The 21,174-nt window shown below is 54.1% G+C and carries 20 protein-coding genes and 2 pseudogenes; 9 read left to right on the top strand and 13 right to left on the bottom strand.

The window, feature by feature from the left end:
- Window positions 1–391: 391 nt before the first annotated feature.
- Window positions 392–1,849: a sensor histidine kinase gene (locus ACTJI9_RS18195; protein WP_337352825.1), complete on the top strand. Its 1,458-nt coding sequence runs from the start codon at window positions 392–394 to the stop codon at window positions 1,847–1,849.
- A gap of 672 nt (window positions 1,850–2,521) precedes the next feature.
- Here the strand turns inward: ACTJI9_RS18195 and xth are convergent.
- The 3 genes from xth to ACTJI9_RS18180 form a co-directional block, all read right to left on the bottom strand.
- Window positions 2,522–3,313, bottom strand: a complete 792-nt coding sequence (xth, locus tag ACTJI9_RS18190; RefSeq protein ID WP_307278136.1) for an exodeoxyribonuclease III — start codon at window positions 3,311–3,313, stop codon at window positions 2,522–2,524.
- Window positions 3,314–3,485: 172 nt separating this feature from the next.
- Window positions 3,486–3,722, bottom strand: coding sequence for a tetratricopeptide repeat protein (locus tag ACTJI9_RS18185; RefSeq protein ID WP_440809915.1), 237 nt, complete (start codon window positions 3,720–3,722; stop codon window positions 3,486–3,488).
- Between the two features lie 410 nt (window positions 3,723–4,132).
- Window positions 4,133–4,315: a hypothetical protein gene (locus tag ACTJI9_RS18180; RefSeq protein ID WP_336441160.1), complete on the bottom strand. Its 183-nt coding sequence runs from the start codon at window positions 4,313–4,315 to the stop codon at window positions 4,133–4,135.
- A 792-nt stretch (window positions 4,316–5,107) separates the two neighbouring features.
- Here ACTJI9_RS18180 and ACTJI9_RS18175 point away from each other — a divergent pair.
- Complete coding sequence (locus ACTJI9_RS18175) at window positions 5,108–5,395, top strand: hypothetical protein (RefSeq protein WP_440809912.1); 288 nt, start codon at window positions 5,108–5,110, stop codon at window positions 5,393–5,395.
- Between the two features lie 51 nt (window positions 5,396–5,446).
- On the opposite strand, the gene ACTJI9_RS18170 is transcribed toward ACTJI9_RS18175, so the two are convergent.
- Window positions 5,447–5,770 (bottom strand): GCG_CRPN prefix-to-repeats domain-containing protein, encoded by a 324-nt coding sequence (locus tag ACTJI9_RS18170; RefSeq protein WP_440809910.1) that lies wholly within the window; start codon window positions 5,768–5,770, stop codon window positions 5,447–5,449.
- Between the two features lie 706 nt (window positions 5,771–6,476).
- Here ACTJI9_RS18170 and ACTJI9_RS18165 point away from each other — a divergent pair.
- Window positions 6,477–6,885, top strand: a pseudogene (locus ACTJI9_RS18165) (GNAT family N-acetyltransferase).
- A 36-nt stretch (window positions 6,886–6,921) separates the two neighbouring features.
- Here ACTJI9_RS18165 and ACTJI9_RS18160 read toward each other — a convergent pair.
- Window positions 6,922–7,212, bottom strand: a pseudogene (locus ACTJI9_RS18160) (LysR family transcriptional regulator); the annotation flags it as partial.
- Between the two features lie 108 nt (window positions 7,213–7,320).
- On the opposite strand from ACTJI9_RS18160, the gene ACTJI9_RS18155 reads away from it, so the two are divergent.
- Together ACTJI9_RS18155 and ACTJI9_RS18150 are read left to right on the top strand one after the other, a co-directional pair.
- Window positions 7,321–8,190 (top strand): SDR family oxidoreductase, encoded by an 870-nt coding sequence (locus ACTJI9_RS18155; protein ID WP_440809907.1) that lies wholly within the window; start codon window positions 7,321–7,323, stop codon window positions 8,188–8,190.
- A gap of 37 nt (window positions 8,191–8,227) precedes the next feature.
- Entirely contained in the window at window positions 8,228–8,701 is a 474-nt protein-coding gene (locus ACTJI9_RS18150; protein WP_440809905.1) for an SRPBCC family protein, read from the top strand.
- A 247-nt stretch (window positions 8,702–8,948) separates the two neighbouring features.
- On the opposite strand, the gene ACTJI9_RS18145 is transcribed toward ACTJI9_RS18150, so the two are convergent.
- Complete coding sequence (locus ACTJI9_RS18145; RefSeq protein WP_440809902.1) at window positions 8,949–9,560, bottom strand: class GN sortase; 612 nt, start codon at window positions 9,558–9,560, stop codon at window positions 8,949–8,951.
- Window positions 9,557–11,812, bottom strand: a complete 2,256-nt coding sequence (locus ACTJI9_RS18140; RefSeq protein WP_440809900.1) for a marine proteobacterial sortase target protein — start codon at window positions 11,810–11,812, stop codon at window positions 9,557–9,559. Before ACTJI9_RS18140 ends, ACTJI9_RS18145 begins: the two co-directional genes overlap by 4 nt.
- Before the next feature lie 181 nt (window positions 11,813–11,993).
- On the opposite strand from ACTJI9_RS18140, the gene ACTJI9_RS18135 reads away from it, so the two are divergent.
- Window positions 11,994–12,761 (top strand): helix-turn-helix domain-containing protein, encoded by a 768-nt coding sequence (locus ACTJI9_RS18135; protein WP_440809898.1) that lies wholly within the window; start codon window positions 11,994–11,996, stop codon window positions 12,759–12,761.
- Between the two features lie 51 nt (window positions 12,762–12,812).
- On the opposite strand, the gene ACTJI9_RS18130 is transcribed toward ACTJI9_RS18135, so the two are convergent.
- Complete coding sequence (locus tag ACTJI9_RS18130; RefSeq protein ID WP_440809895.1) at window positions 12,813–13,052, bottom strand: hypothetical protein; 240 nt, start codon at window positions 13,050–13,052, stop codon at window positions 12,813–12,815.
- 278 nt (window positions 13,053–13,330) lie between these two features.
- Between ACTJI9_RS18130 and ACTJI9_RS18125 the strand changes: the two genes are divergently transcribed.
- On the top strand, window positions 13,331–14,017 hold the full coding sequence (locus ACTJI9_RS18125; RefSeq protein WP_440809892.1) for a hypothetical protein: 687 nt from the start codon (window positions 13,331–13,333) through the stop codon (window positions 14,015–14,017).
- Between the two features lie 221 nt (window positions 14,018–14,238).
- Here the strand turns inward: ACTJI9_RS18125 and ACTJI9_RS18120 are convergent, their stop codons facing one another.
- Window positions 14,239–14,865, bottom strand: coding sequence for a hypothetical protein (locus tag ACTJI9_RS18120; protein ID WP_440809889.1), 627 nt, complete (start codon window positions 14,863–14,865; stop codon window positions 14,239–14,241).
- Between the two features lie 444 nt (window positions 14,866–15,309).
- Here ACTJI9_RS18120 and ACTJI9_RS18115 point away from each other — a divergent pair, with 444 nt between their 5' ends.
- Window positions 15,310–15,552, top strand: coding sequence for a hypothetical protein (locus ACTJI9_RS18115; RefSeq protein WP_307278109.1), 243 nt, complete (start codon window positions 15,310–15,312; stop codon window positions 15,550–15,552).
- A 437-nt stretch (window positions 15,553–15,989) separates the two neighbouring features.
- Here the strand turns inward: ACTJI9_RS18115 and ACTJI9_RS18110 are convergent, their stop codons facing one another.
- Window positions 15,990–16,658 (bottom strand): NAD(P)-dependent oxidoreductase, encoded by a 669-nt coding sequence (locus tag ACTJI9_RS18110; protein WP_440809886.1) that lies wholly within the window; start codon window positions 16,656–16,658, stop codon window positions 15,990–15,992.
- Between the two features lie 105 nt (window positions 16,659–16,763).
- On the opposite strand from ACTJI9_RS18110, the gene ACTJI9_RS18105 reads away from it, so the two are divergent.
- Window positions 16,764–17,654 (top strand): LysR family transcriptional regulator, encoded by an 891-nt coding sequence (locus tag ACTJI9_RS18105; RefSeq protein WP_440809883.1) that lies wholly within the window; start codon window positions 16,764–16,766, stop codon window positions 17,652–17,654.
- A gap of 487 nt (window positions 17,655–18,141) precedes the next feature.
- Here the strand turns inward: ACTJI9_RS18105 and ACTJI9_RS18100 are convergent, their stop codons facing one another.
- The 3 genes from ACTJI9_RS18100 to ACTJI9_RS18090 all read right to left on the bottom strand — a co-directional run bounded on the left by ACTJI9_RS18100 (window position 18,142) and on the right by ACTJI9_RS18090 (window position 21,166).
- Entirely contained in the window at window positions 18,142–18,441 is a 300-nt protein-coding gene (locus tag ACTJI9_RS18100; RefSeq protein WP_440809881.1) for an I78 family peptidase inhibitor, read from the bottom strand.
- A 158-nt stretch (window positions 18,442–18,599) separates the two neighbouring features.
- On the bottom strand, window positions 18,600–20,267 hold the full coding sequence (locus tag ACTJI9_RS18095) for an ABC transporter ATP-binding protein (RefSeq protein WP_440809879.1): 1,668 nt from the start codon (window positions 20,265–20,267) through the stop codon (window positions 18,600–18,602).
- Window positions 20,264–21,166, bottom strand: coding sequence for an ABC transporter permease (locus tag ACTJI9_RS18090; RefSeq protein ID WP_440810400.1), 903 nt, complete (start codon window positions 21,164–21,166; stop codon window positions 20,264–20,266). Before ACTJI9_RS18090 ends, ACTJI9_RS18095 begins: the two co-directional genes overlap by 4 nt.
- Between the last annotated feature and the right edge of the window lie 8 nt (window positions 21,167–21,174).

Genomic DNA, 21,174 nt, shown 5'->3' with positions numbered 1-21,174 from the left:
AGATTCAATGGCAACTGAAATCGCTCGGGTGAGTGCGAGTTATAGAAAAATAATACTTTAATGGTATAAACTTAATCTGGAAAGTCCAATATTCTTGCACATTTGATAGTAGTGAAATTAAGTGTAGACGATGTATTAGATGTTAAACTAGCGTTGCGAATGGAACAAGCAAAAGGTGCCAGCGTTTTACCAAAGATCAGTCCGGCAACCTATTGCCAACGAGATCAAACCTCGCATTAGGCGATTAACGGTCATCATTGCGAGTGTCCTGTTTGTCGCTTTTTCGATCGTATCGACCTTCGTGATTTTGAGAGCGCAGCAGGAGCGACACGCCGGTACTGAAAAGTTGATAGCGGCCTCGCATGGCCTTTCGCAAGCGCTGGATCGAGAGGTGGCTAGTTCCCATGCGCTGCTGGTCGGGCTCGGATCCTCACCTGCTCTGCACGCTGATGATCTCCGACTGTTTCACAAGCAGCTCACTGAAACGTCGCTCCCGGAAGGGGCTTGGCTGGTCCTGTCCAACAAGGAGAAAGTGCTCCTCCATTCACTTTACCCCTTCGGAACAAAGCTACCGTCCCTTAGCGATTTCGCGCCTCAACCAGCGTTTTTGGAACGCATCGATACTCTGGAGTTTAGCCTGACGGGTCGGGTGCGGGCCGTTATGCTCAATGCGACAATGGTCACCATCAATATGAAGGTTTCCGATCCTGATGGGGGTTGGCGTTACTTTCTGACAACAGTGTTGTCCGATCAGCGTTTTGCATCATTCCTTAAACAGCAGCGAAACCCTCCGAATTTTGAGGGGGCCATTTACGATCAAAATAACAACGGCATTGTCTCTGCCAGCGGGGAAGATGTTGTCGTTGCGCAGCAGATGGCTGAGCCGGTTCGGGTAGCACTTTTGGCAACGCCAACCCCGGGGGCCGTGACCGGGATAGTTTATGCTGACGATCCGCATGGCGTTCCAAGCCTTATTGCATTCAATCGCTCTGAGGTTACACAGTGGACTGCCACGATGTCGATGCCGCAGGCTAGCTTCGACGGCCAATTATTCGGGACGTTGAGGTTCCTTGCCGTCATGGCGGGTGCGTTGATGCTTGCAGGCGGGTGCGCATTGTTTTATTTGAGACACTTGATCGAAGCTCCGATAGGCCTTCTCGAAACGTCGATCACAGAAGCGGGTGAGACCGTTGAAATGCTGACCGGGCGATTACTGCAAGCGCAGGAAGATGAGCATCAGCGGATCGCACGGGAACTTCATGATTCTACCGCACAACATCTGGTTGCCGCGCTCCTGGGAATGATGAGCATGGAGAAAAAGGTGTCGTCGGACAAAACGGCCGTTCGGATTGTGAGTGACGTCAAGTCTTCAATTGAATTAGCTTTGACTGAGATGCGGACCTTCAGTTATCTGCTTCATCCGCGGGATCTCGGAAAGCGCGGTTTGGCGACCACGCTTACGAGCTTTGTGCATGGGTTTATCCAACGAAGCGGAATACGCGGTGAGGTATCAATTGATCCTGCCGCAGATGACCTTTCTATTGAGTTGCAACGTTCGCTGCTACGGATAGGCCAGGAAGCGCTTGCGAATGTACACCGTCACGCTAAAGCGACCTCTATCTCGGTGACGTTCAGGATCGAGCCGGAGCGCATAGTGCTCACAATCACGGATAACGGCCTTGGTAGCGGAGCGCCCGGGTTTGTAGAGAGAGATGCCGGGTACGGCGTCGGGATTCCAAGCATGAAAGGTCGTCTCAATCCCTTCGGTGGAGCCCTCGAAATTGAGAGTTCGACGGACGGAACCACCGTTCGCGCAATCATCCCTCGGACGAAGGCCGCCACCGATTGAACTCGCGGCAGAATGCCTTGCCGCATTCCACGACGGTGTTGATTTTTGCAACGAGTTGATCCCGCACTTGTCCATTCAACACGACGAGAAGCTTAAATTGATTCTTTCTTAACGGTGATCAATCACAGTTGGGTAACCGATGATCTGCCAGGTCTTGTCATCCAGCTATGATCATAGCCGGGACCGCGCGATAGTAATCATACTGGCGTGGGCCTTTGGCAACCGTATCCAGAGAGATGACCAGTACACTCGGTTACTGCAGTTCTTAAGTAAAGGCCACACACACACTGCCCCGCTTACCCAAATTTGCCAAATTTGAAATTCAACGAGGCTAAGCGCCACGACTTTAACATCCTGTTTACGTTAATAATTTTCTCCACACGGTACTTAAGTTGCACTTAGCTTCGTCTTATCGGACTAAAGAAAGTAAATCCGATACCGCCGTGTAAGGTATCGCCGGCCGAAACTGTAACCGAGGTGCAGCCGACCTTCTTAGTCATCTAGAATGCCTGATTTCCTTGTATTTCGGACATTTCATCGACTGTAGAGTCGCCGTTTCGCCTATTATCGGCATTTTCAAACGACCGTTTTCCCAGGACTATCTATTTTGTACAGACCCATTCGATAATGAGATTTTTGAATTAGGTCCACGTTCGTTTGCTGGTCAACATTTCATTTTCTCCGCTTGATCTTGTCATTTAGCTCAATCCACACCGGCGCGTGATCGCTGCTATGGGCCCAGCCGCGCACGTGTTTGTCGACTTCGGCCTTTGCCAATCGTCCTGCAAGATCGGCACTGAGGAGGAAATGGTCGAGTCTCAGGCCCGCGTCGCGTCCATAGGCGTTGCGGAAATAGTCCCAGAACGTATAGATCCGTTCTCCCGGATGCATCTGCCGCAGCGCATCAGTCCAGCCCTGATTGATCAAGTTTTGGTAGGCCTCCCGAACTTCTGTGCGAAACAGGGCGTCGTCCTTCCAGCGCTCCGGTTTATAGACGTCCAGTTCCGTGGGCATGACATTGTAGTCGCCCACCAGCACGACCGGAACCTCAAGTTCCAGGAGCTCCGCCGCATAGTCATGCAAACGCCGGAACCAGCGGAGCTTGTAGTCGAATTTCGGGCCGGGATAAGGATTGCCATTGGGAAGATAAAGGCCGCCAATCACAATACCGTCCACGATGGCCTCGATAAACCGGCTCTGCTCATCCTCGGGCTCTCCAGGGAGATCTTTTCGCGTAAGGTGCGGCTGTTTTCCCCGGGCAAGAATGGCGACGCCGTTCCAGGATTTTTGACCGTGCCAAACCGCGCCATAGCCCGAAGCCTCGATAGCCTTGGCGGGAAATCTGGCGTCCGGCGCTTTCAGCTCCTGAAGAACAACAACGTCCGGCTCCGCCTCGCCGAGCCAACGGAGAAGGACATCAAGACGGCCGTTCACGCCGTTGACATTGTAGGTGGCGATTTTCACGTGGATCTATGATCGTTCTGGTTACGCGAGCCAGGGGTGGCGTCGTTTTTTACCTTGTACTGGTCGGAGGATGGGAATTGACCAACATTGACAGACAAAGTGAACGGGCTCTCTTCATTTTTCCGCTCACCGTGTTTGTCGGTTCCAATGTGGATGAGCTTGCGCTTTGACATCATGATCTCCCGTTGCCTGTGCACACCAAACCCTTGTTCTTCGAGATGGAGAGGCGATTTGCCAGCCCATTGCTACAGTGGTTCCTATTACCGATTTTCCCACAGCCTATACCATACTCGCTCATTTGACCCAGTCGATATTGCGCTCCGGCATGACCTTGATCTGCCGCCTCGCGGTACAATCTAACCGCTTCTGTTGGATTTACATCACAGCCGCGCCGTCCTCTTTTTAACAATCCCCTCAGAATGTGCGCATCGGCATTGCCCGACCCGGCTTCCTGGCTATTACAGCCGCGGTGATGTCGATGTTGTCTTGATGCTCAGGCCTTTCCTCGCTCTCAGGTTTTCCACAACATCAGTTGACTGTCTACCGTCGGGTAAATTGATGCCGACATGTTGCGAGCCATACGGAGGAATTATCTGCGTGGCCTTCGAGCATTGACCGAGTCGTTGATGCGCTCACAGTCGCCATTAAATTTAATAATCAACTGTTGGGCAACATCCTTGTTTAGCTTAAACGCCTCCATCGGGTGATCGACGGTGTAAGTCTCTCCAACCTTGCCGGGACCTCGGCCCTTCCAATTCGATGTTGGCTTGGTTTGGACTATCTGTTTGTCTTCGTTATACCAGCCTTATGTTTAACGGGCTAAAGAGATTGCTCATGCTTTCTAGCTCTCAGCAATGAATCAATAGCCATTTGAATTTCCATCAGGTTTTTAATCGGTCCAGGATTTGCACCATTTTGAGCAATCTGGATAATTTCCAGCCGACGAGCAGCAATAAGTTCGTTTATTGCTTCATCGATCTCTTTGACATGTTGTGCCGCCATATCGAAATCAGCCCGCAGGCTTGCGAGTGTGCGAAAAACCGCCGCCCGAACGTCTGAGTATATTGGACAATTCGGTCCAATCCGTCGACGGTATAGGTTCAAGACCGTGAGCGGCCCTCACGTTCGTGCTCGAGGCGATTAGTTTTCCGGAGCTGGTTTCGCTTTCCCGGCGCGTCGTCCTTTTAGGAATTGGAATGTACTTCATCGCATCCTCCTCAAATTGAATAAATACTGGCTGTGTCACTATGCTTATGCAAACCGGATGTGGCCGTGGCTCAATGATAACATGTTTGATACTGATCTCTGTCTCTACGGCCCTTTGAGAGCCCTTGTGAGCAAGTCTTGGCGTATCATGGAGTGTGTGGCTGTTGACGAAAAATTTTAAATGCTTCGCAACGAATGGTTTGCATTATGTCCCACTCATCAGGTGGGACATGGCTATGCGAAAATCTACTTAAATGCACATAACGAGCTGCGCCAGGCGAAAGCTCAAAGCACTCTCGAGCGTCAGTGGTCATAAATGCCTGACGACAATTGACTGTCTGACAATTGAGGTAGGGAGTCAATGCGAACCTGAAATATCCAGTTTGTCGATTGGACCGTCACAATATTCAGGTCATGCACCGTTGACTGGGTCAAAAGGCGGGAGTCGATTCGTCTCCTACCGGGCAACTAGCCCGTGCATTCTACGAAGCCATGAGTTATCGGCACTGCAAAGGTGCCGATAACGTACTGCGCAAAAACTTCCAAGTTACAGATGGATTCATTCAGAACCGAAATGAGAGTAGTGCAATGTTCAAGAAAATAAATGACAGCGCTGCAGCAGCCGATGGCGGTTCGCTGGCGTTATTTGTCGAGCGTGACGACGGCGAAGTCGAGACCTTTATTATCCTTCGTTCAATTGCCAGCCGCGGAACTCCAGACTTCAATTTGGTCACTTCAAATCTGAGGAAGCTGACACCAGACCTGTGCGCCAAAATAGCCGAGGATTTTGATCGTCTTGTTTCTACGACAGATTCAATCCATTCTTTGACGCAGTTCGTTCAGGCACTAAAGGGCCAAAGCAGGCCGAAAGATTGAGCGGCAGCCCGAAGACTGCCGCTCGTGCACCGGCGTCCGAAATTTGGATTTCTACCAGTTCCTCACGCACAAACCACGCGGCGTCAGGTGGTAACCACGTGCGCACACGCGAGCAACCGGCCTTACCCTAACACATTCACCGTATCGGTTCAGTCGCCATCCCCGACCACAAACTGATGCCCGACGATTGGGAACACAATCGCCATACCTGTTCATCCGCCAGCCACGGCCACAACGCCATCCAACAGCTTCAACTGGCCCGGAAATTTCGGGACTACCGGAATTATACGATAATGGTGCAGCTCCCGCCGGAGGAGCAAATGAGAAGAAACCCAGCGCAAGAATTAGCGCATAAAACCCTGATCTAAGTGACATCGCAGAATCCTCATTCTAATGGACCCCCGTGCCTTAGAAAATAAATCGCCAAGATGAATAGAAGGTGAATGAGATTGGTTGTGGCAGATCGGATCAGAGCAACGATCTTCTGGTCACGATCCAGACGAGACAGACCACTTCCCCTGTATGCGGAGCAGAGTTTAGGCAATTGGTTTAAACGGCGACATGCTATGAAGTTTATTCAACTTGCGTCCCGAAGGCTAAAAGAACATTTATGTTTATTACATGGCCTATACTGAACGGACGGTAATGATAATAACTGGGTGACGCACCTTTACTTGTGATTGCTTTTGTTGGGATTTGCTTATCGAATCGCTGGCACGGACAACAGAACGAGCCGTCTTGTCGATTTTTTTCACGCAATCCCGTCGGCAACTTTTGCGTCGGCCGTCCGGCTTTTGGAGTTTCGTTAGAAGTCAGGTTCGATCAGTCTAGGGCGTTAGGCCGCAAACCTTCCTGGCGGCAAGCCGTGAAGATTATCCCATGTGCCCGGCAAGTGTTTCGGTGCAAGGTGCAACAATTTGCATGCGCGCACGCCCCTTATACAATCACAACTTATCCCGCTCTATCTCGTGGGCATTGACTCGACGGAGCAAACTAACTCCCTTGACAGGCTAAAGAGCACGAACATGCAATCAATGAACATCCGAAGGTAGGACCGAACGACGACATCGCATTTCGCGAGATGAACGTCGTGTTTGCTCGGGCTTTCGGTGATCCGGCTACCTACACAGGCGAACCACCAATTTCGGCCTACATTTCAAATCTGCTGTCGATGGACCACGTCATCGTTCTGGTCTGCATACAAGATAACCACGTCATCGGTGGCTTGGTCGCCTATGAGCTCCAGAAATTTGAACGCCAGCGCCGGGAGATCTATATCTATGACCTGGATCTATGACCTGGCTGTCGATGAAAAACACCGCCGTAGGGGCGTAGCAACTTCTCTCATTGAGCAGCTTCGCAGGATCTCCCGTGACCGCGGTGCCTGGGTGATCTATGTGCAGGCGGACTACGAAGATGATCCGGCAGTGACTCTCTATACCAAGATGGGCAGCCGTGAGGATGTCATGCACTTCAACATCCGTGTTTGAACTTAACGCGGTGGGAGATCAAAAGCATGCAATACGTGCGCTGATCCGCAACCTGCCACGCGGCTTTTCCGCAGCCGAGGCAATGGCGCTGGCTGTTTCGTCGAGCTCCGTCAGGAGCGCGGCTGTCTGCTCAAAAAGAGCGCGTCCTTCCTCGGTAAGTTTAAGATTGCGCGCGCCGCACTCGAACAGCCTGAGATCAAGGGCACCCTCCAGTTCCGCCACCCGGCGTGACAGGGTTGCCTTCGGCCGCCCGGTGGCTCGTGCGGCTTTGCCGAAGCCGCCGTGGCGGGCAACAAGGTTGAAGTCAGCAAGCGCGACGAGATCCATTTTCTGTTCCAACAGTGAGACGGAGTGTCTAGATTAGCGATCTATTGGATAGATATTGATCCGTCCATATTCGGGGTGTCAAGTAATATCAACCCCGGAGAAAATCCCATGACTATCCTCGTGACCGGCGCCACCGGCAATATCGGCAGCCAAGTCATTCAACACCTTGTCGATCGTGGCGCAGACGTTCGCGCTCTCGTCCGTGATCCCTCGAAAGCAAACTTCCCGGCCGAGGTTGCCGTCGCCAAAGGCGACTTCCTCGATGTCGACTCGCTTCGGAGGGCCTTCGAAGGCGTCTCAACGCTCTTCCTACTGAACGCCGTGGTATCCGATGAATTCACCCAAGCCTTGATCGCGCTCAATGTTGCCCGCTCGGCCGGCGTTGAGCGGATCGTCTACCTGTCGGTTATTCACTCCGACATCTACGTCAACGTCCCGCATTTTGCCGGCAAGTTCGGCGTGGAGCGGATGATCGAGCAGATGGGCATGAATGCCACTATCCTGCGCCCGGCCTACTTCATCCAGAACGATCTGACAATCAGAGACGTCATCACGGACTATGGCATCTACCCGATGCCCGTCGGTGACAAGGGTCTCGCCATGATCGATGTCCGCGATATCGCGGAGATTGCAGCAATTGAACTGCTGCGTCGCGAACAGGCTCCTCAAGTGCTTCCGACCAATCGCATCAATCTTGTCGGTCCTGTCACACTCACAGGAACAGATATCGCCGCCATCTGGTCCGACGTTCTTGGCCGCCAGATCAATTATGCAGGCGGTGACACTCTGGTCTTCGAGCAGAGCCTGAAGCAGTTCATGCCGCCGTGGATGGCCTACGACATGCGCATGATGGGCGAGCGCTTCCTGACCGACGGCATGCTGCCCGAGGGCGGCGACCTCGAGCGCCTGACAACACTTCTCGGCCGCCCGCTCCGCTCCTATCGCGACTTCGCCAAGGATACTGCTCCCTCTGCCTGAGGCTGCCGTCTACCGTTTCCAAACAAGGAACATCGTCATGATCTATTCAACCGCTACCATCCCCGTAAATCCCGAAGGCGAAATAAAGCTGACCCGCGAGCAAGTCTGGAAGGGCCTGGAACTGAAGGCACGCGATGCGCGCCTCTTTCTCCCGGCTGGCCTCTGCACCCGCTGTGATGTCATCGAGGAAAGTGCGACGCATTTCGTGCGCGAAGCCACCATCGCGCACTTCGACATCAGGGAGATCATCACCCTTGAACCCCATAGCAAAGTCACCTTCTTCCAAGCCACTGGTCCACGTGAGGGCGCGATCATCAACGAAATCTTCGAAGATGAAACAGGGGCCTTGCAGCTGAAATTCTACTGCTACATCGGCCTGCGCGGCAAAGTTCCAAATGGTCCGGAAGAACAGGCGGAACAGAGGCAATTCGACAGCGAAAAGGGATACAAATCGGCCCTGCTATCGACCCTGAAACGGACACGAGAGCTGCTTGCGGAGGGTAGCCTCTGACGGCACGCGTCAGCACCGCGCCAAGGCGCCGTGAGACATCTCGGCGCTCTGCCATTTGTGCAGAGCTTGCACCTCTTGATTATTCGGCAAGCCCGGCATCGTTACTCAAGAGGAACCTTATTACAATAAAGTTCGTCCAGACCGTTATGGATATTTCTTTGGAAGGATTCCCAGTCTCGTAGTCTCATTCTTCGAGACACGCGGGATTTGCGTCGTCCAGTCGATCGGGTGGCTGAAGAGCCACTTTTCAATTTCCCGGAACAAGCGTCGCCTTCACGAGATAGCGCATTGGACCGGACGTGATGCTGTCGAATGGCCAGCAGGTAGCAAGCACGAGATTTTTGCCGAATGCCTCGGCGTTGACCCCGGATTGATCCCACCGAACGATTGCCGTTTCCGTTACCCGGTAGTGGAAGGCTTGGGCATCCTTTCCTGTCACCATGATGTCATCGCCGATACCCACATTCTTCAGGAACGCAAAATGTGTATCGCGATGTGCGGCATAGACTGTCGTGCCATCGCCGCCGGGCTCAGCGCTTCGTTCGAGATGACCGGGGCCAAAAGCCAGGGCTTGACCACTTGCACCATGCAGCACGATAGCGCTCTCAGCCAGGCGGGGAACCTCTATGCGGGCAACAGGCCATGTGTCAGCCCAGGACCAAGGTTTTACAGTCTTGCCAGTTGCGAGCGTTTCGGCAAATGCGCGTTCCAGGAGTATCTGCGCGAGCTCAGCCTTCGCATGTATCCAAATGCCCTGGCCGAAAAGCAGGAAACCGGTAAGAGCAGCCATCATAGTTACGAGCCGAAAGGCCGGGCGCAAGACCGCCCAGCCCTTGGGCGTTTCTGGCGTCGCGATCATGATGACTTGCGTCCGGATTTACGGTTGAGCAACAGACCGGCACTGGCCAGGAGAAGCAGAAGGCCGCCGAGCATGCGTAGTTCAGCATCGGTTGCAGTTTGAGGCAGAGGTAGCTGTCCTTGCAAGTCTCCGGCCACCTCGGACGCTCTGTTCAAAGCGATCTGCTTGATATTTTGTATATCGATATCAGCTTTGCGGTCCGCGTGCTCTCCGAAGACCTTGTCGAAATCCCAGCCCGCCGGAAGATTCAGCGGAACGTCAGAGCGTGTCAAAGGCTGGTCTTGAGTGCGTGACGGTGTCTTGTCGATCGCAACCAGGCTGGTAAGACGGGTTACGAGACCATGGTCAAGAGCCAGCTTGAGAATGCGCTTGTTGGTTTCGTCGATGCCAGAGATGCCAAGCGTATTCTCGACTTCCGCATCGGAAATCCTGCGACGCGCCCAGAGCTTAGACAGGCCTTCACCGGTCGCAGCATTAGCTACTGGAACCGTCAGCTCCCAAGGCTGCCTGCCAATCGTTCCCTTTACAGTAAGAACTCCTGAAAGTGAGCCAAGCTTTGCTGCGATGACCAAAGGCTCGCCCTGATAAAGATCAGGCAATTGGGATGGTGTCATGTCCCCATTGCCGGACGAGAATGTTGCAACAAGGTTGGTTACGACGGGGTTTTCCAGTTTAACGAACAGATCACGCATACGGTCATTGACCTGTTCGCCCGAACCAATGAATGTAAAACTGCCACGACCGAGCTCAGCAGCGCGGTTCATCAGGTAGTTGTTCGGAGCCGAGCCGATGCCGACCATGAAAACCCGTGAGCGACCGCGTTTTGCGGCAATTGTATCCAGGAGTTGCTGTTCATTGCCAACAGCACCATCGGTGAGGAAAACAATCTGGCGAATAAAAGACTGATCAGCCGGACGTGGGTCATTCAACGCCGCCCGTAACGGCTCAAGCATTTCCGTACCGCCGGATGTCTGAAGGCTGCCAACAAATTCACGAGCCACGGAAACGTTCCTGGCATCGGCTTTGACGGTGTCAACAAAAAGAAGGTTCATTGTGTCATCAAAACGGATGATGTTAAATTGATCGGCGGGTTTTAAACGGCTCAATGCATAATCCAGGCTGGCCTTGGCTTGATCCATGGAAGGTCCGCCCATGGAGCCGGAGTTGTCGATGACGAAGACGATCTCGCGGGGACGTGCATCTTTCTGCTGCTGGATGGCGGGAGGTGTTACGTAGGCAATGGCATAATCTTCGTCGCCGACATGTTCCCGGAAAAGTCCAACTGCGGGAATCTTGCTGTCCTTCGGCCTCCAGGTCAGTTCAAAATCTCTATCGGCATGGGTGCCGTCAAGGAGAGTGATAAGCCGCGTCTGGGCATCGATGGTTTCCGTCTTTACAGAATGGAAATGGCTCTTGACTTCGTTAAGGTTAAATCCCGCCTGTAGACGAACCTTGATACTCACCGGATTTACTGGTGCATTGATACGGCGATCGAGCACAGGAGATGTAATCTTTTCGCGGTCAGGAACGGGATCAGCCACAACACTCCAACCCTTGCTGTTGGCGGAGACATCCGCTGATTGCGTTACTGGGGCGGGATTATAGCGAGGTGCAACAACCAGCGGCACGCGAAGGGAAAATACATCGTTGGAAAGGCGGACAGGCTCCTGTAGATCGATCTGTACGACGACCTGTTCGTGCGGTCCGATATTGGCGAGCGAGTTGGTAAAAAGATTAGGTCGCGCCGCTTCCACTAAGCTAGCTTTCTGACCAACTGCCTTTGCATTCTCGTAGATGGCTTTCGCCTCCAGCCGCTCCTTGATTTCTCCTATGATAACGCGTTTGCCGACAACCATCTTAAGCCCGTGCACTGCACTATGCTCCGGCAGAGGATATGCATAGACAGCCTCGACCCAGTCATTGGAAGGGTTTGTGAATATCTGGGTGATGCGAGTGCGAGCCGTCGGGCCGCTGACAACGATGTCAACATCAGTCGCCACGCGGGTGGCTGCCACATAGTGGCCTGGCGCGGTGCCCTGCAACAGCAACGAACCGGATTTTACGTCATCAAGCGTCATTTGTTGTGTTCGAGAAGAAGAAACTTCTGCACGCGAAGGAATTGCAGAAAACAGGGTCGCAGCAAGCGCAATCAATGGCAGAACGAGAAGGTTGATCAGGCCAATTGCTCGGCAACTGTGCCCCACCCAGCGGGGTATTGATCTTTTTTTGCGGTTGAGTGTTAAAGGGTTCATCGGAAAGCTCCTGTTGATGCTCCCGTCGGGAAGCTTTCCCCATTTCATCCACGTGCCATTTTGCCGCCAGCGTAAGCTTCCGTGATGTTCCGCACCCATGCGCCATCTCCAGCCTTGCCGGATGCCACGATGTGTGGATATGTGACGGAATGTGCGGACCCTTACATATTCGGGCAGGTGAATGGATAGCGACGAACTTTCCGAAAAACAGAACCTGGCTGTTGCCGCGCGAATTCGTGAAGAATTGGCGCGTCGCAGAATCTCTAGGCAGCATCTGGCCGATCTTGCGAAGATAAGCCTTTCAACGCTGGAAAAGGCCCTATCAGGCCACCGACCGTTTACGCTGGCAACGACGATACGATTGGAAGAGGCGCTTGCCATGCGCCTGCGGGCTGCAGACATGCAGAATGTTTCGTCTCCCGTTTCAAATGGCCAGGCAGATGAGCAATTGGGGGCATACTCACGGGCATCGGTGGCGTGGATAGAAGGTCTTTATCTGACGATCCGCCCATCGTTCGGCGACAGGCAGGCGATCTTTGCCTATTGCACCGAGATTCATTGGAGCAACGCCTCTTCCAATCTCCGGTTCAATGAAAAAGACAGGTTAGACGCTGCTTTCACCCAACAGGGTACAGTGGCAATCCCCAATCTTTCCGGCCATATTTATCTCTCTACCAACACATCCGGTCAGCAGAGATTGATCATTGTGTCCCGACCTTCCATTACCGGTGAAATGTACGGAATACTTACCACGTTGCAGGCCGGTCGCGGCGCACAACTCACACCCGTGGCTGCCCCGATAGTCTATATTCCAATGAAGGCGCTGGCCGAGGCTCCGATGGGCCGAATAGGTCCTGATCAAGCAGGTTTCGCACCTTATGCCGCTTTTCTCAAGCGCGCTGTGGAAGAACCGTTCGCCATGTTTTTGCCTGGCGTAGCAGCGCAATGATCGGTTGTACGGGATAATTGAAAAGCTGAACCAACCGAGAAACCATCGTCTTTACTTCCACTGCGTGGCGTTTTCGCCAGCGCAACCATATGGTGGTACGGACTTGGCAAAACGGGTTTCAAGCATGGCACATCCCCATCTATTGATTGGGTCTGGCGCGGCATTGTTGAGGGTGATACCAATTTCATCGTAAGGGCTGTCCGTGTTGCTGACGTAGCGATACCAGCGAGAGCCAGCAAGAGCCATCACCGCAATAATAATCGTCAAAAAAACGAGAAACAATTTCTTCATAACGCTTCCTTAAACTACAGCCCACCCGCTTAGCATTAATGTTGCAAGGCCGAAACGAATTCTTCCTTTTGGCTGCAAAGCGTCGTGTGAGGCCTAGCGGCCAAATTGCCTGCTTTGCGAGAGGAACTGAAAAACCTGGTGGGTCCTTCCCTGGAATCTTGTTCACGGGAACCATCGGACCAGGACAGTTTGCGGAGGCGACTGAAGCAATAGGAGAGCCTGTGCTGGTTTGATTTTCGTGTTATTCTGCGCTCAGGTGAATTTTGGGGAGGATGACCTTGGCACAAGATCGTTTGGAACCCGAACCAACGCGCACAATCGGCGATGATGCTCTGCGCCAAATTGGGACAGTTGCATTGCTCTCAGTCCTGTTGGGGTTTGTCATGCAAGGGTTTATACTTGCCGCCAAACTAGCCGGAGGCAGCGCCCCTGCGGGTGTTTTGTTTATCTCTGATTTGGCTCAAGGCGTCACATGGTCATTCTTCGTCTGCACAGGTGTCAGCATCGGCGTATTCCTGAGCAAAGCTCGCGCGTCCGTGGCGGGACTCATCGCACTGGCATCAGCGCCGATTGCAGTTGCCTTCGCGAAATCAGCGCAGAAAACCATGAATGGAATATTGAAGGTAGCGGATCAGCCGGCAGTACTTTCCCTGGCGACAATCAGTATTCTTCGCGCAATTGAATACGGGATATTGGGTTGGCTTTTGGCGAAGCTTGTCCAGCAAGATTCTCTAAAAATCGACCGATACATCGGATCAGGGGTATTGATCGGCGTTGTATTTGGTGGAGCAATTGCCTTTCTGACTTATTCGTCTTCTGTAACAATGGGGACAGCTCTTACGCTGCCGAAAACTTTGGGTACAGTCGTGAACGAAGTGGGCTCGCCCATCGGGTGTGCACTGCTCATATATATTGGTCAATGGATAACCCATCGCCATAAATTGATCAGCGAACGGGATAGCTAGAAGTGGTTTTTGGAAGTGCGCGATAATTTTTGCGCCTGACGTCGCAGGCCTGCAGTGAACCGTTGCCGCAAGGGACAGCCAGGGCTTTCCCACGCTGTGGCTTTGCCGATCCTTGCCCGGCTGGTTCATGGACTGATCGGCATAGGCAATTTCTTCGGTTTTAGCCGTCGCGCATATTGGCTCAACCACTCCAGCGAAGTGCAAAACACCGTGCCGCAGAGCTACGAGAGGTCTGGTGTGGGCAAACTACCCGAAATAAGCCTCTGAACGTCCTCGCCAAGAACTGCATAAGCACCGAAGCTCGAGTGTTGCCTAACGCGGCGATGCTTGTCGGCCCTCAACCAACGGAGGGCGTGAGGACCAACCCAAACATTGGAATCAGGCATGCCTGGATTTGCCGAGCGGCCCGGCGCCGCCGGCAAAAACGGAGCTAAGCTGTACCAGCAAACAGCAGAGTTCCGATAATTGGATTTCATGTGCTTGAAATAGGAGTGAAAACGTTTCTCTATCCGCCTCGCCTCGGTCTGTGTAGCCGGGTCAGTGCTGATGGAAAGCGAACCCTCGGTAAGCAGATCGCCATGTATCCTGCTCCGGAGAAACTGAATGGTCGCCATCTCTGAATCGCAATGCCATTCATCTCCCTTGTACTGCGCACTCAGGGATGGACGATCCAGCGTGGACCAAATGATGCAGTAGTTTCCTATCCGATCAAGTGAGTTCAATTTGGCTGGCGAATCGGATGTCCAGATCGGCCCATCAACCAATACGACACCCTCTTCTGCGAGCACCTCCTGTTCAAAATCCTTTTCATCGTCTGGATGCATGATGAACCGCTTCTGCTTCCTCAAGCCCATAACCTCCGCATTAACTGACTCGCCGATAGCTCCATGGAGGGTACATTCAACGAGCTTGAATAGCTGCGCAAGGCCAGTCACGGCGCAGGGTAAAATGACGATATTCAGCGACTAAAGATATGTCCGGGGACAGCTTACAACGTTGGCAAAGAGATTTGACTTCGTGTGAGTACAGCAAGCTCTCTTATTCGTAATCGGTCCAAATAACGTTTCGAACGAAACCGCTGAGTGGACACTGCCCAGTTGCGCCGCAGCTGAAAACCGTGAGGCATGTTCGCTCAAGCACTGACGTGATATCCGTGATTTGATGACATTGTTGTCACAGGCTCAGACATTCGCAGTCGTCGGCATTTGCTGAGTCGGCGCACTGCTTGCGTGCGCAACTCAGGATCGAATATCATCGCTCAAACAAGCCAAATCGGCTCCTGGAGGGAAAGCATGTCCATAATGCGACCACGCATCGACCGCCGCCACCCCGAGCGCTTTGCAGAGTGTCAACGTGCTGTCGAAGATGAAATAATCAACATCATCGGTGATGCCCAAGAGGCCGGTTGGGACCGGGATGAAATCCTGTCCGCCATAGTTGAAGTGGCCGATAGGATGGGACTGGCTCTTGGGGCCAATACACTACGCTCAGTAGAAACGGAGCTCGGCCGGTTACGAAAACGTAAAAATATCTGATAGGTCAATGAGGAATGTGGTGAAGACAACTAAGCCTTATAAATGACGCGTGTCCATTGGCTTTTGATTGTCGGAACTTTTACCATCTTCCCGACGTTCTTGGCCCCGTTTGCCGAAGCACCATCCGACCGCATGGCGCCAGGCATTCCTAAATCCACTACCCTTCAAAGTATATTGAAAACTTTTTGTCTCCAGGAGACATGGGGCTTGTCGCCAAACATACGATGGCCACTGCGCTATCGCCCACCGCGTTGATCAGACACAGGCTTCTCCTTGTCTGCTTTGGCATCAATTAAAGGATGTCTCAGGGCACCCTCAACTGATCCATCACGTTCCTGGTGTAGGCGTTCCTTTGGCCTTCCAAGCCCTTGAGTTCATGAAACTCAGCTTCGTATCGGGCCGCAGTGGAGATCTTGGCGTCAGTTTGGATCTCGCGGTTACCATGTGATGAACGGCGTTTTCTTGAGCCATGTGCTCGAGGTGACTTGATCGAGCAGGAAGGTGGCAACGTCTTTACGCGAGATCGTACCGCCATGTACGTCGCTGAGATCGGTCAGAGCTCGGACCGGTTTGTGCTCCTGTTTGTTGTTCAGGATCGAAGGACGGACAATGGTCCAATCGAGATCGCTGCCCTTTACGATTGCCTCCTGGCGGTTCTTGTCAGCGTAGACCTTCCGCAAAAGCAAAGGATAGATCAGGTTATCGAAGAGAAAGCCGCCATGTCCCTTGCTGTCGCCGGCGCCAAGCCCGGTAACCGCGATAAGCCGTGAGACCTGCTCTGCCTTCATGGCATTGACGAGGGCGCGGGTCGCGGTGGACAGAAGCGTGACTTCACGAAAAGGGCTCGCTGGCGTACCAAGGGCGCTGATCACCGCATCGCGGCCTTTGATGGTCTGGCGAAGCGCCTTTTCGTCGCGGGCATCGCCAACGACAATCTTGGCGCCCTTGAGTTCAGCTGCCTTCTCTGGCGAACGGACCAGGACGGTGACGTCGTATCCGCGGGCCACAGCTTGGGCTACGATATGGCGACCTGTCGGGCCGGTGGCACCCAGGATGACGATTTTCGGGGAAGCGGCCAGATTTGACTGAGGAGCGGACGTTGTCATTGGATGTCTCCGTGTTGGATTTGCTTGACACCCCGAATATGCACGGTTCATTGTCCGGCCAATAGACTCCCAATCTGGTCACTCTGTCTCATAATTGGAACACTCATGGATCTCGTCGCACTTGCGGATTTCAATCTCGTGGCCCGCCACGGGGGCTTTGGTAAAGCAGCGAGAGCCTCCAATCGCCCGAAGGCGACGCTGTCGCGGCGGGTAACGGAGCTGGAGGCTGCGCTTGAGCTCCGGCTCTTCGAGCGCGGCGCCCGCAACCTGAAACTCACTGAGGAAGGACGCGCCCTTCACGAACGGACAGCGGCGCTTCTCATAGAGATCGACGAGACGGCATCCGCCATTGTCTCAGGGGCGGAGAAACCCCGCGGCCGGTTGAGGGTAAGCGCGCCACTTCTTCTTTCGCAGACCGCCATGGGCAAGATCGCCGCGGGATTTGCCCTCAAATATCCGGACGTGAAGCTTGAAGTCACCACGGAGGATCGGGCCGTCGATATGATTGAGGAAGGTTATGACCTGGTTATTCGGGTCAATCCGGATCCGGATGAAAGCCTCGTTGGTCGCGCCTTCCTTCATGATCGCCTGGTCGTCGTCGCGAGCCCTGATTTGCCTCGTCCCGCCGGAGACAATGCGGCTCCGGGAGTCGTCCGTGGGTCTGGCGACCGGCAGACCTGGAATGTCACGACCCCAAAAGGACCCACGCAGATAAAGATCGAGCCGGTCCTTGTCTTGTCGTCGCTGATCATGGTCCGGGACGCCGTTCGCGCCGGTGTCGGTGCGGCCCGTCTGCCGATTTCGCTGGTGACCCACGATCTGAATGACGGCAGCCTGACCCATTGGGGAGATATCAAGGGATCCGATATCGCGCTTTGGGCGCTCTACCCCTCGCGGCGACTGCTGAGCGCTCGGGTCTCCGCCTTCCTGGATTTTCTGAAACAAGCGTTTCCCAATGGGACGCCAGATGAACTGGCGTCCTATATCGGAAGATAGGACAGCCATGCCCTGCATACCTTCGGGAAACAGATAGGAGAGCTTGATTGTGGGCCGCCCAGCTCTCCGCAGCCTGCTCGAAAGATTGACAGCCCACAAATGAAGGTTGAACCAGCGGCCGTGAAGCGTCCGTAGGCACGTGTAATCTCTTGACCAGCGGTAAAATGCGCTCGAGTTGTCTTCCGAACGCTTCTGTTAATCAGCATCAAGTCGCGTACGAGGCGAGTGAGAAAGCAGCACGCCACGCAGATCCTGGCGGGACTGCTGCAACGACAAAAGCGTTCGTCAGGCCCGGCTAAACGCGGATCTCTGGCCAAATCTGTTGATCATCGGGAAATGAAAAGATGGTCAAACTGATACCATAAACAGCAGGATTTGCACTGAGTGGCTGATAACGTCGAACGCCTTGATCGGAGGCGAACCGCCGACTATTTCATGCAGTTTTACAAGTGCTGCGTTGTTCCAGAGGAACAATTCCTGATTTTACCTAGCCGCAAGTCGCTCCAACAACGCGGCCGGATGCTGGATCCGTTTCGATCGTAACCCGTTCTTGCCTGTAGTCGTGGGTGACCATCTGGCCCGGCTCTATCTGCCGCACAAGCTTTGAATTTGACAGACGCATTGCTTCTGCGTCTGTCGGCTTGGGCTTCCCGACCAGTTTCCGGGCGGCATCGGCACTACACAGACCTTGAGCCGGTTGAAGCGATACGGATTTGTCGTTGCACGATGCAAGCGCTGGTAAGAGCCCAATGAGAAAGATGGAGATGGTCCGGTTTGCTCTCGACATGTGATCTGACCTCGATGTATTTATCCAAACTCGATCGCGGGCGGATCCATGCCTCACGAATCCGCTGTCATTGTGGATTTTTGGTTTAGTCTAGCTGACATTACCATGCCAACAGCTGTGTGGCCTTTTCAAGATAATCTAGAATGCTCGAGAAAGTTTCATCGGCTTGTGCCTGTCACCTCGCTTGCGGATCGATCTGCCATCCATCTCGGTTTCGGTACCGCACTCAGCAGTGCTTGCGTATAGGGATGCCGAGGGGAGGCGAACAAATCCTCCGTATCGTCTTCTTCCACGACCTTTCCTTGCTGCATTACGATCACGCGGTCCGCAAACTCGCGCACGATCGGTAGATCATGGGTGATGAAGAGGTAGGAAAGGCCGAGCCGCTGTTTCAGCTCGCTCAACAGCTCGATCACCTGCATCTGGATGGAGACATCAAGAGCGGATACTGCCTCGTCACAGACGATCAGCTCCGGATCGCTGGCGAGCGCTCTTGCGATAGCAATGCGTTGCCTCTGGCCGCCTGAAAACTGGTGAGGATGACGGTCGGCGTGCTCCGCTTTCAATCCGACAAGCTGCAGCAACTCAACCACCCGATCATTCCAGCGCGAACGCGGCAGGATGTCCGGGTGGATCACCAGCGGCTCGCAAATAATTGCCCGCACATTCATCCGCGGATTCATCGAGCCGAAGGGATCCTGGAACACCATCTGGACCCGCCTGCGAAAACCGTTGAGTGCCTTGCCCTCGAGCTGGAATATATCCTCGCCCGCAAACAGGGCCCTGCCCGACGTCGGATCGTTCAGTCGCAAGAGCATGCGCGCGATGCTGGATTTTCCCGATCCGGATTCGCCGACGATGCCAACCGTTTGGCCCCGGCGCAGGACAAAGCTGACATCATCCACCGCCCTGAATTCCCGCTTGGGCATGAAAAGGCCCGAGGTCAACATATAGTGCTTGCTGAGGTTCTCGACCTGTAAAAGAACGTCGCCCTTGACCCCGGTAGGCGCGCGCTGCCTTCCGGGGTCCCGTTGTGGTACCGCCGCCATCAGGCGGCGTGTATAGGCGTGGCCCGGACTGGTAAAGACCTCCTCGGCATTGCCGCTTTCCACGACCTTGCCGCCATTCATGACGATAATACGATCCGCCATGGCTGCCGCAACCTCAAGATCATGGGTGATCATGATCATGGCCATGCCGGTTTCGCGCTGAAGATCGCGCAGCAAGTCGAGGATTTGCGCCTGGACGCTGACGTCGAGCGCGGTCGTCGGTTCGTCGGCGATCAGAATATCCGGTTTAAGCGCAATTGCCATGGCAATCATTACGCGCTGGCGCTGACCGCCGGAGAATTGATGCGGGTAATGGTCAATGCGCTTTTCAGGTTCAGGGATGCCAACCCGCTGCATGAGTTGCACGACCTTGTCGCGCACCGATCCGCGCCCATGTTCGCTGTGGCTCTCGAATACTTCTGCGATCTGCCGGCCGACCGTATAGACCGGGTTAAGATAGGCCAGCGGATCCTGAAAAATCATGGCGATGCGCCGGCCGTTCAACGCACGCCGCTCTTCCTCGTCAAGATTGGAAAGATCGATACCGTCAAACACCAGCGAACCGCTGACAATATCGCCAGGCGGGCAGTCGATCAGCCCCATGGCTGTTCCGGTACTCACGCTCTTGCCCGATCCGCTCTCCCCGAGAATAACCAGCGTTTCACCCGGACAGACATGGAAAGAAACATCGTCGACAGCCCGTACCGGGTCACCCTCGGACAGGAAGTCCACTGTCAGATTTTCGATCCGGAGAATGGGTTTGCCCGTACCGGTCATCGGGGAGCCTTTCGCAGCGATTGCAGACGCCAGCGTTGAAGAGGATCGGCAACAGTCCGGGCCCAGCTGGCGAGAATGTTCAGGGAAAGGGTCGTCAGGAGGATTGCAAGGCCTGGCCAGAAGGCGATCCACCATGCCGAGGCCAGATAACCGCGTCCGTTGGCCACCATCGCGCCCCAGGTGAAGTCCGGAGGTTGAATGCCAAGACCGAGGAAACTTAATGAGGATTCAGCCAGGATCACTGTTGCAAAGTCGATGGCCGCGATCGTGACCAGCGTCGGGAGAACCAGAGGCGCGATATGCCGAAACAGGATGCGCCGGGAGCTTGCGCCCATGGACAAGGCAGCACTCACAAACATGCGCTCGCGCAGTTCGAGCACTTCTGCCCGCGCGGTTCGTATGAAAATGGGCATGCGCGTGATCGCCAGAACGATAACAAGGTTCATCATGCTGGGGCCGAGCGTATAAAGAACGATCAGCGCAAGCAGCAATGAGGGAAAACTCATAATGACGTCCGCCAGACGCAGTATGGCGTGGCAGTACCAGCGTTCCGAATAACCGGCCACGAGTCCCAGCGCGCCGCCGACAGACATCGAGAAGAACACGGCAGCAGCCGCGATTCCAAGCGTGTTCTGTGAACCCACGATCAAACGCGTCAGGATCGGCCGGCCAAGCGTATCCGCACCGAGAAAATAGATGAATCCGTGATCGAGAGAAAAGGGCGGCAGATTGCGCTGCCTCAGGCCCAGTCTGCTTGCCGATTCGCCGACAAGCAGGGGTCCGAGGGCCACGCAGGCAATCAGCAGGATCAGGAAGAGCGCTGCGCACAGTGCAAGCTTGTCGCGCCTGAGGTAAATTGCCAGCTGACGCAGATTTCCAGGCAGTTTCGGCAGCGGCATCGTCACGT

This window comes from Phyllobacterium sp. 22552, assembly GCF_052044585.1.
Classification (GTDB): Bacteria; Pseudomonadota; Alphaproteobacteria; order Rhizobiales; family Rhizobiaceae; genus Phyllobacterium; species Phyllobacterium ifriqiyense.
The sequence above is the reverse complement of the archived record's forward strand: the minus strand, read 5'-3'. Positions and strand labels throughout refer to the sequence as shown.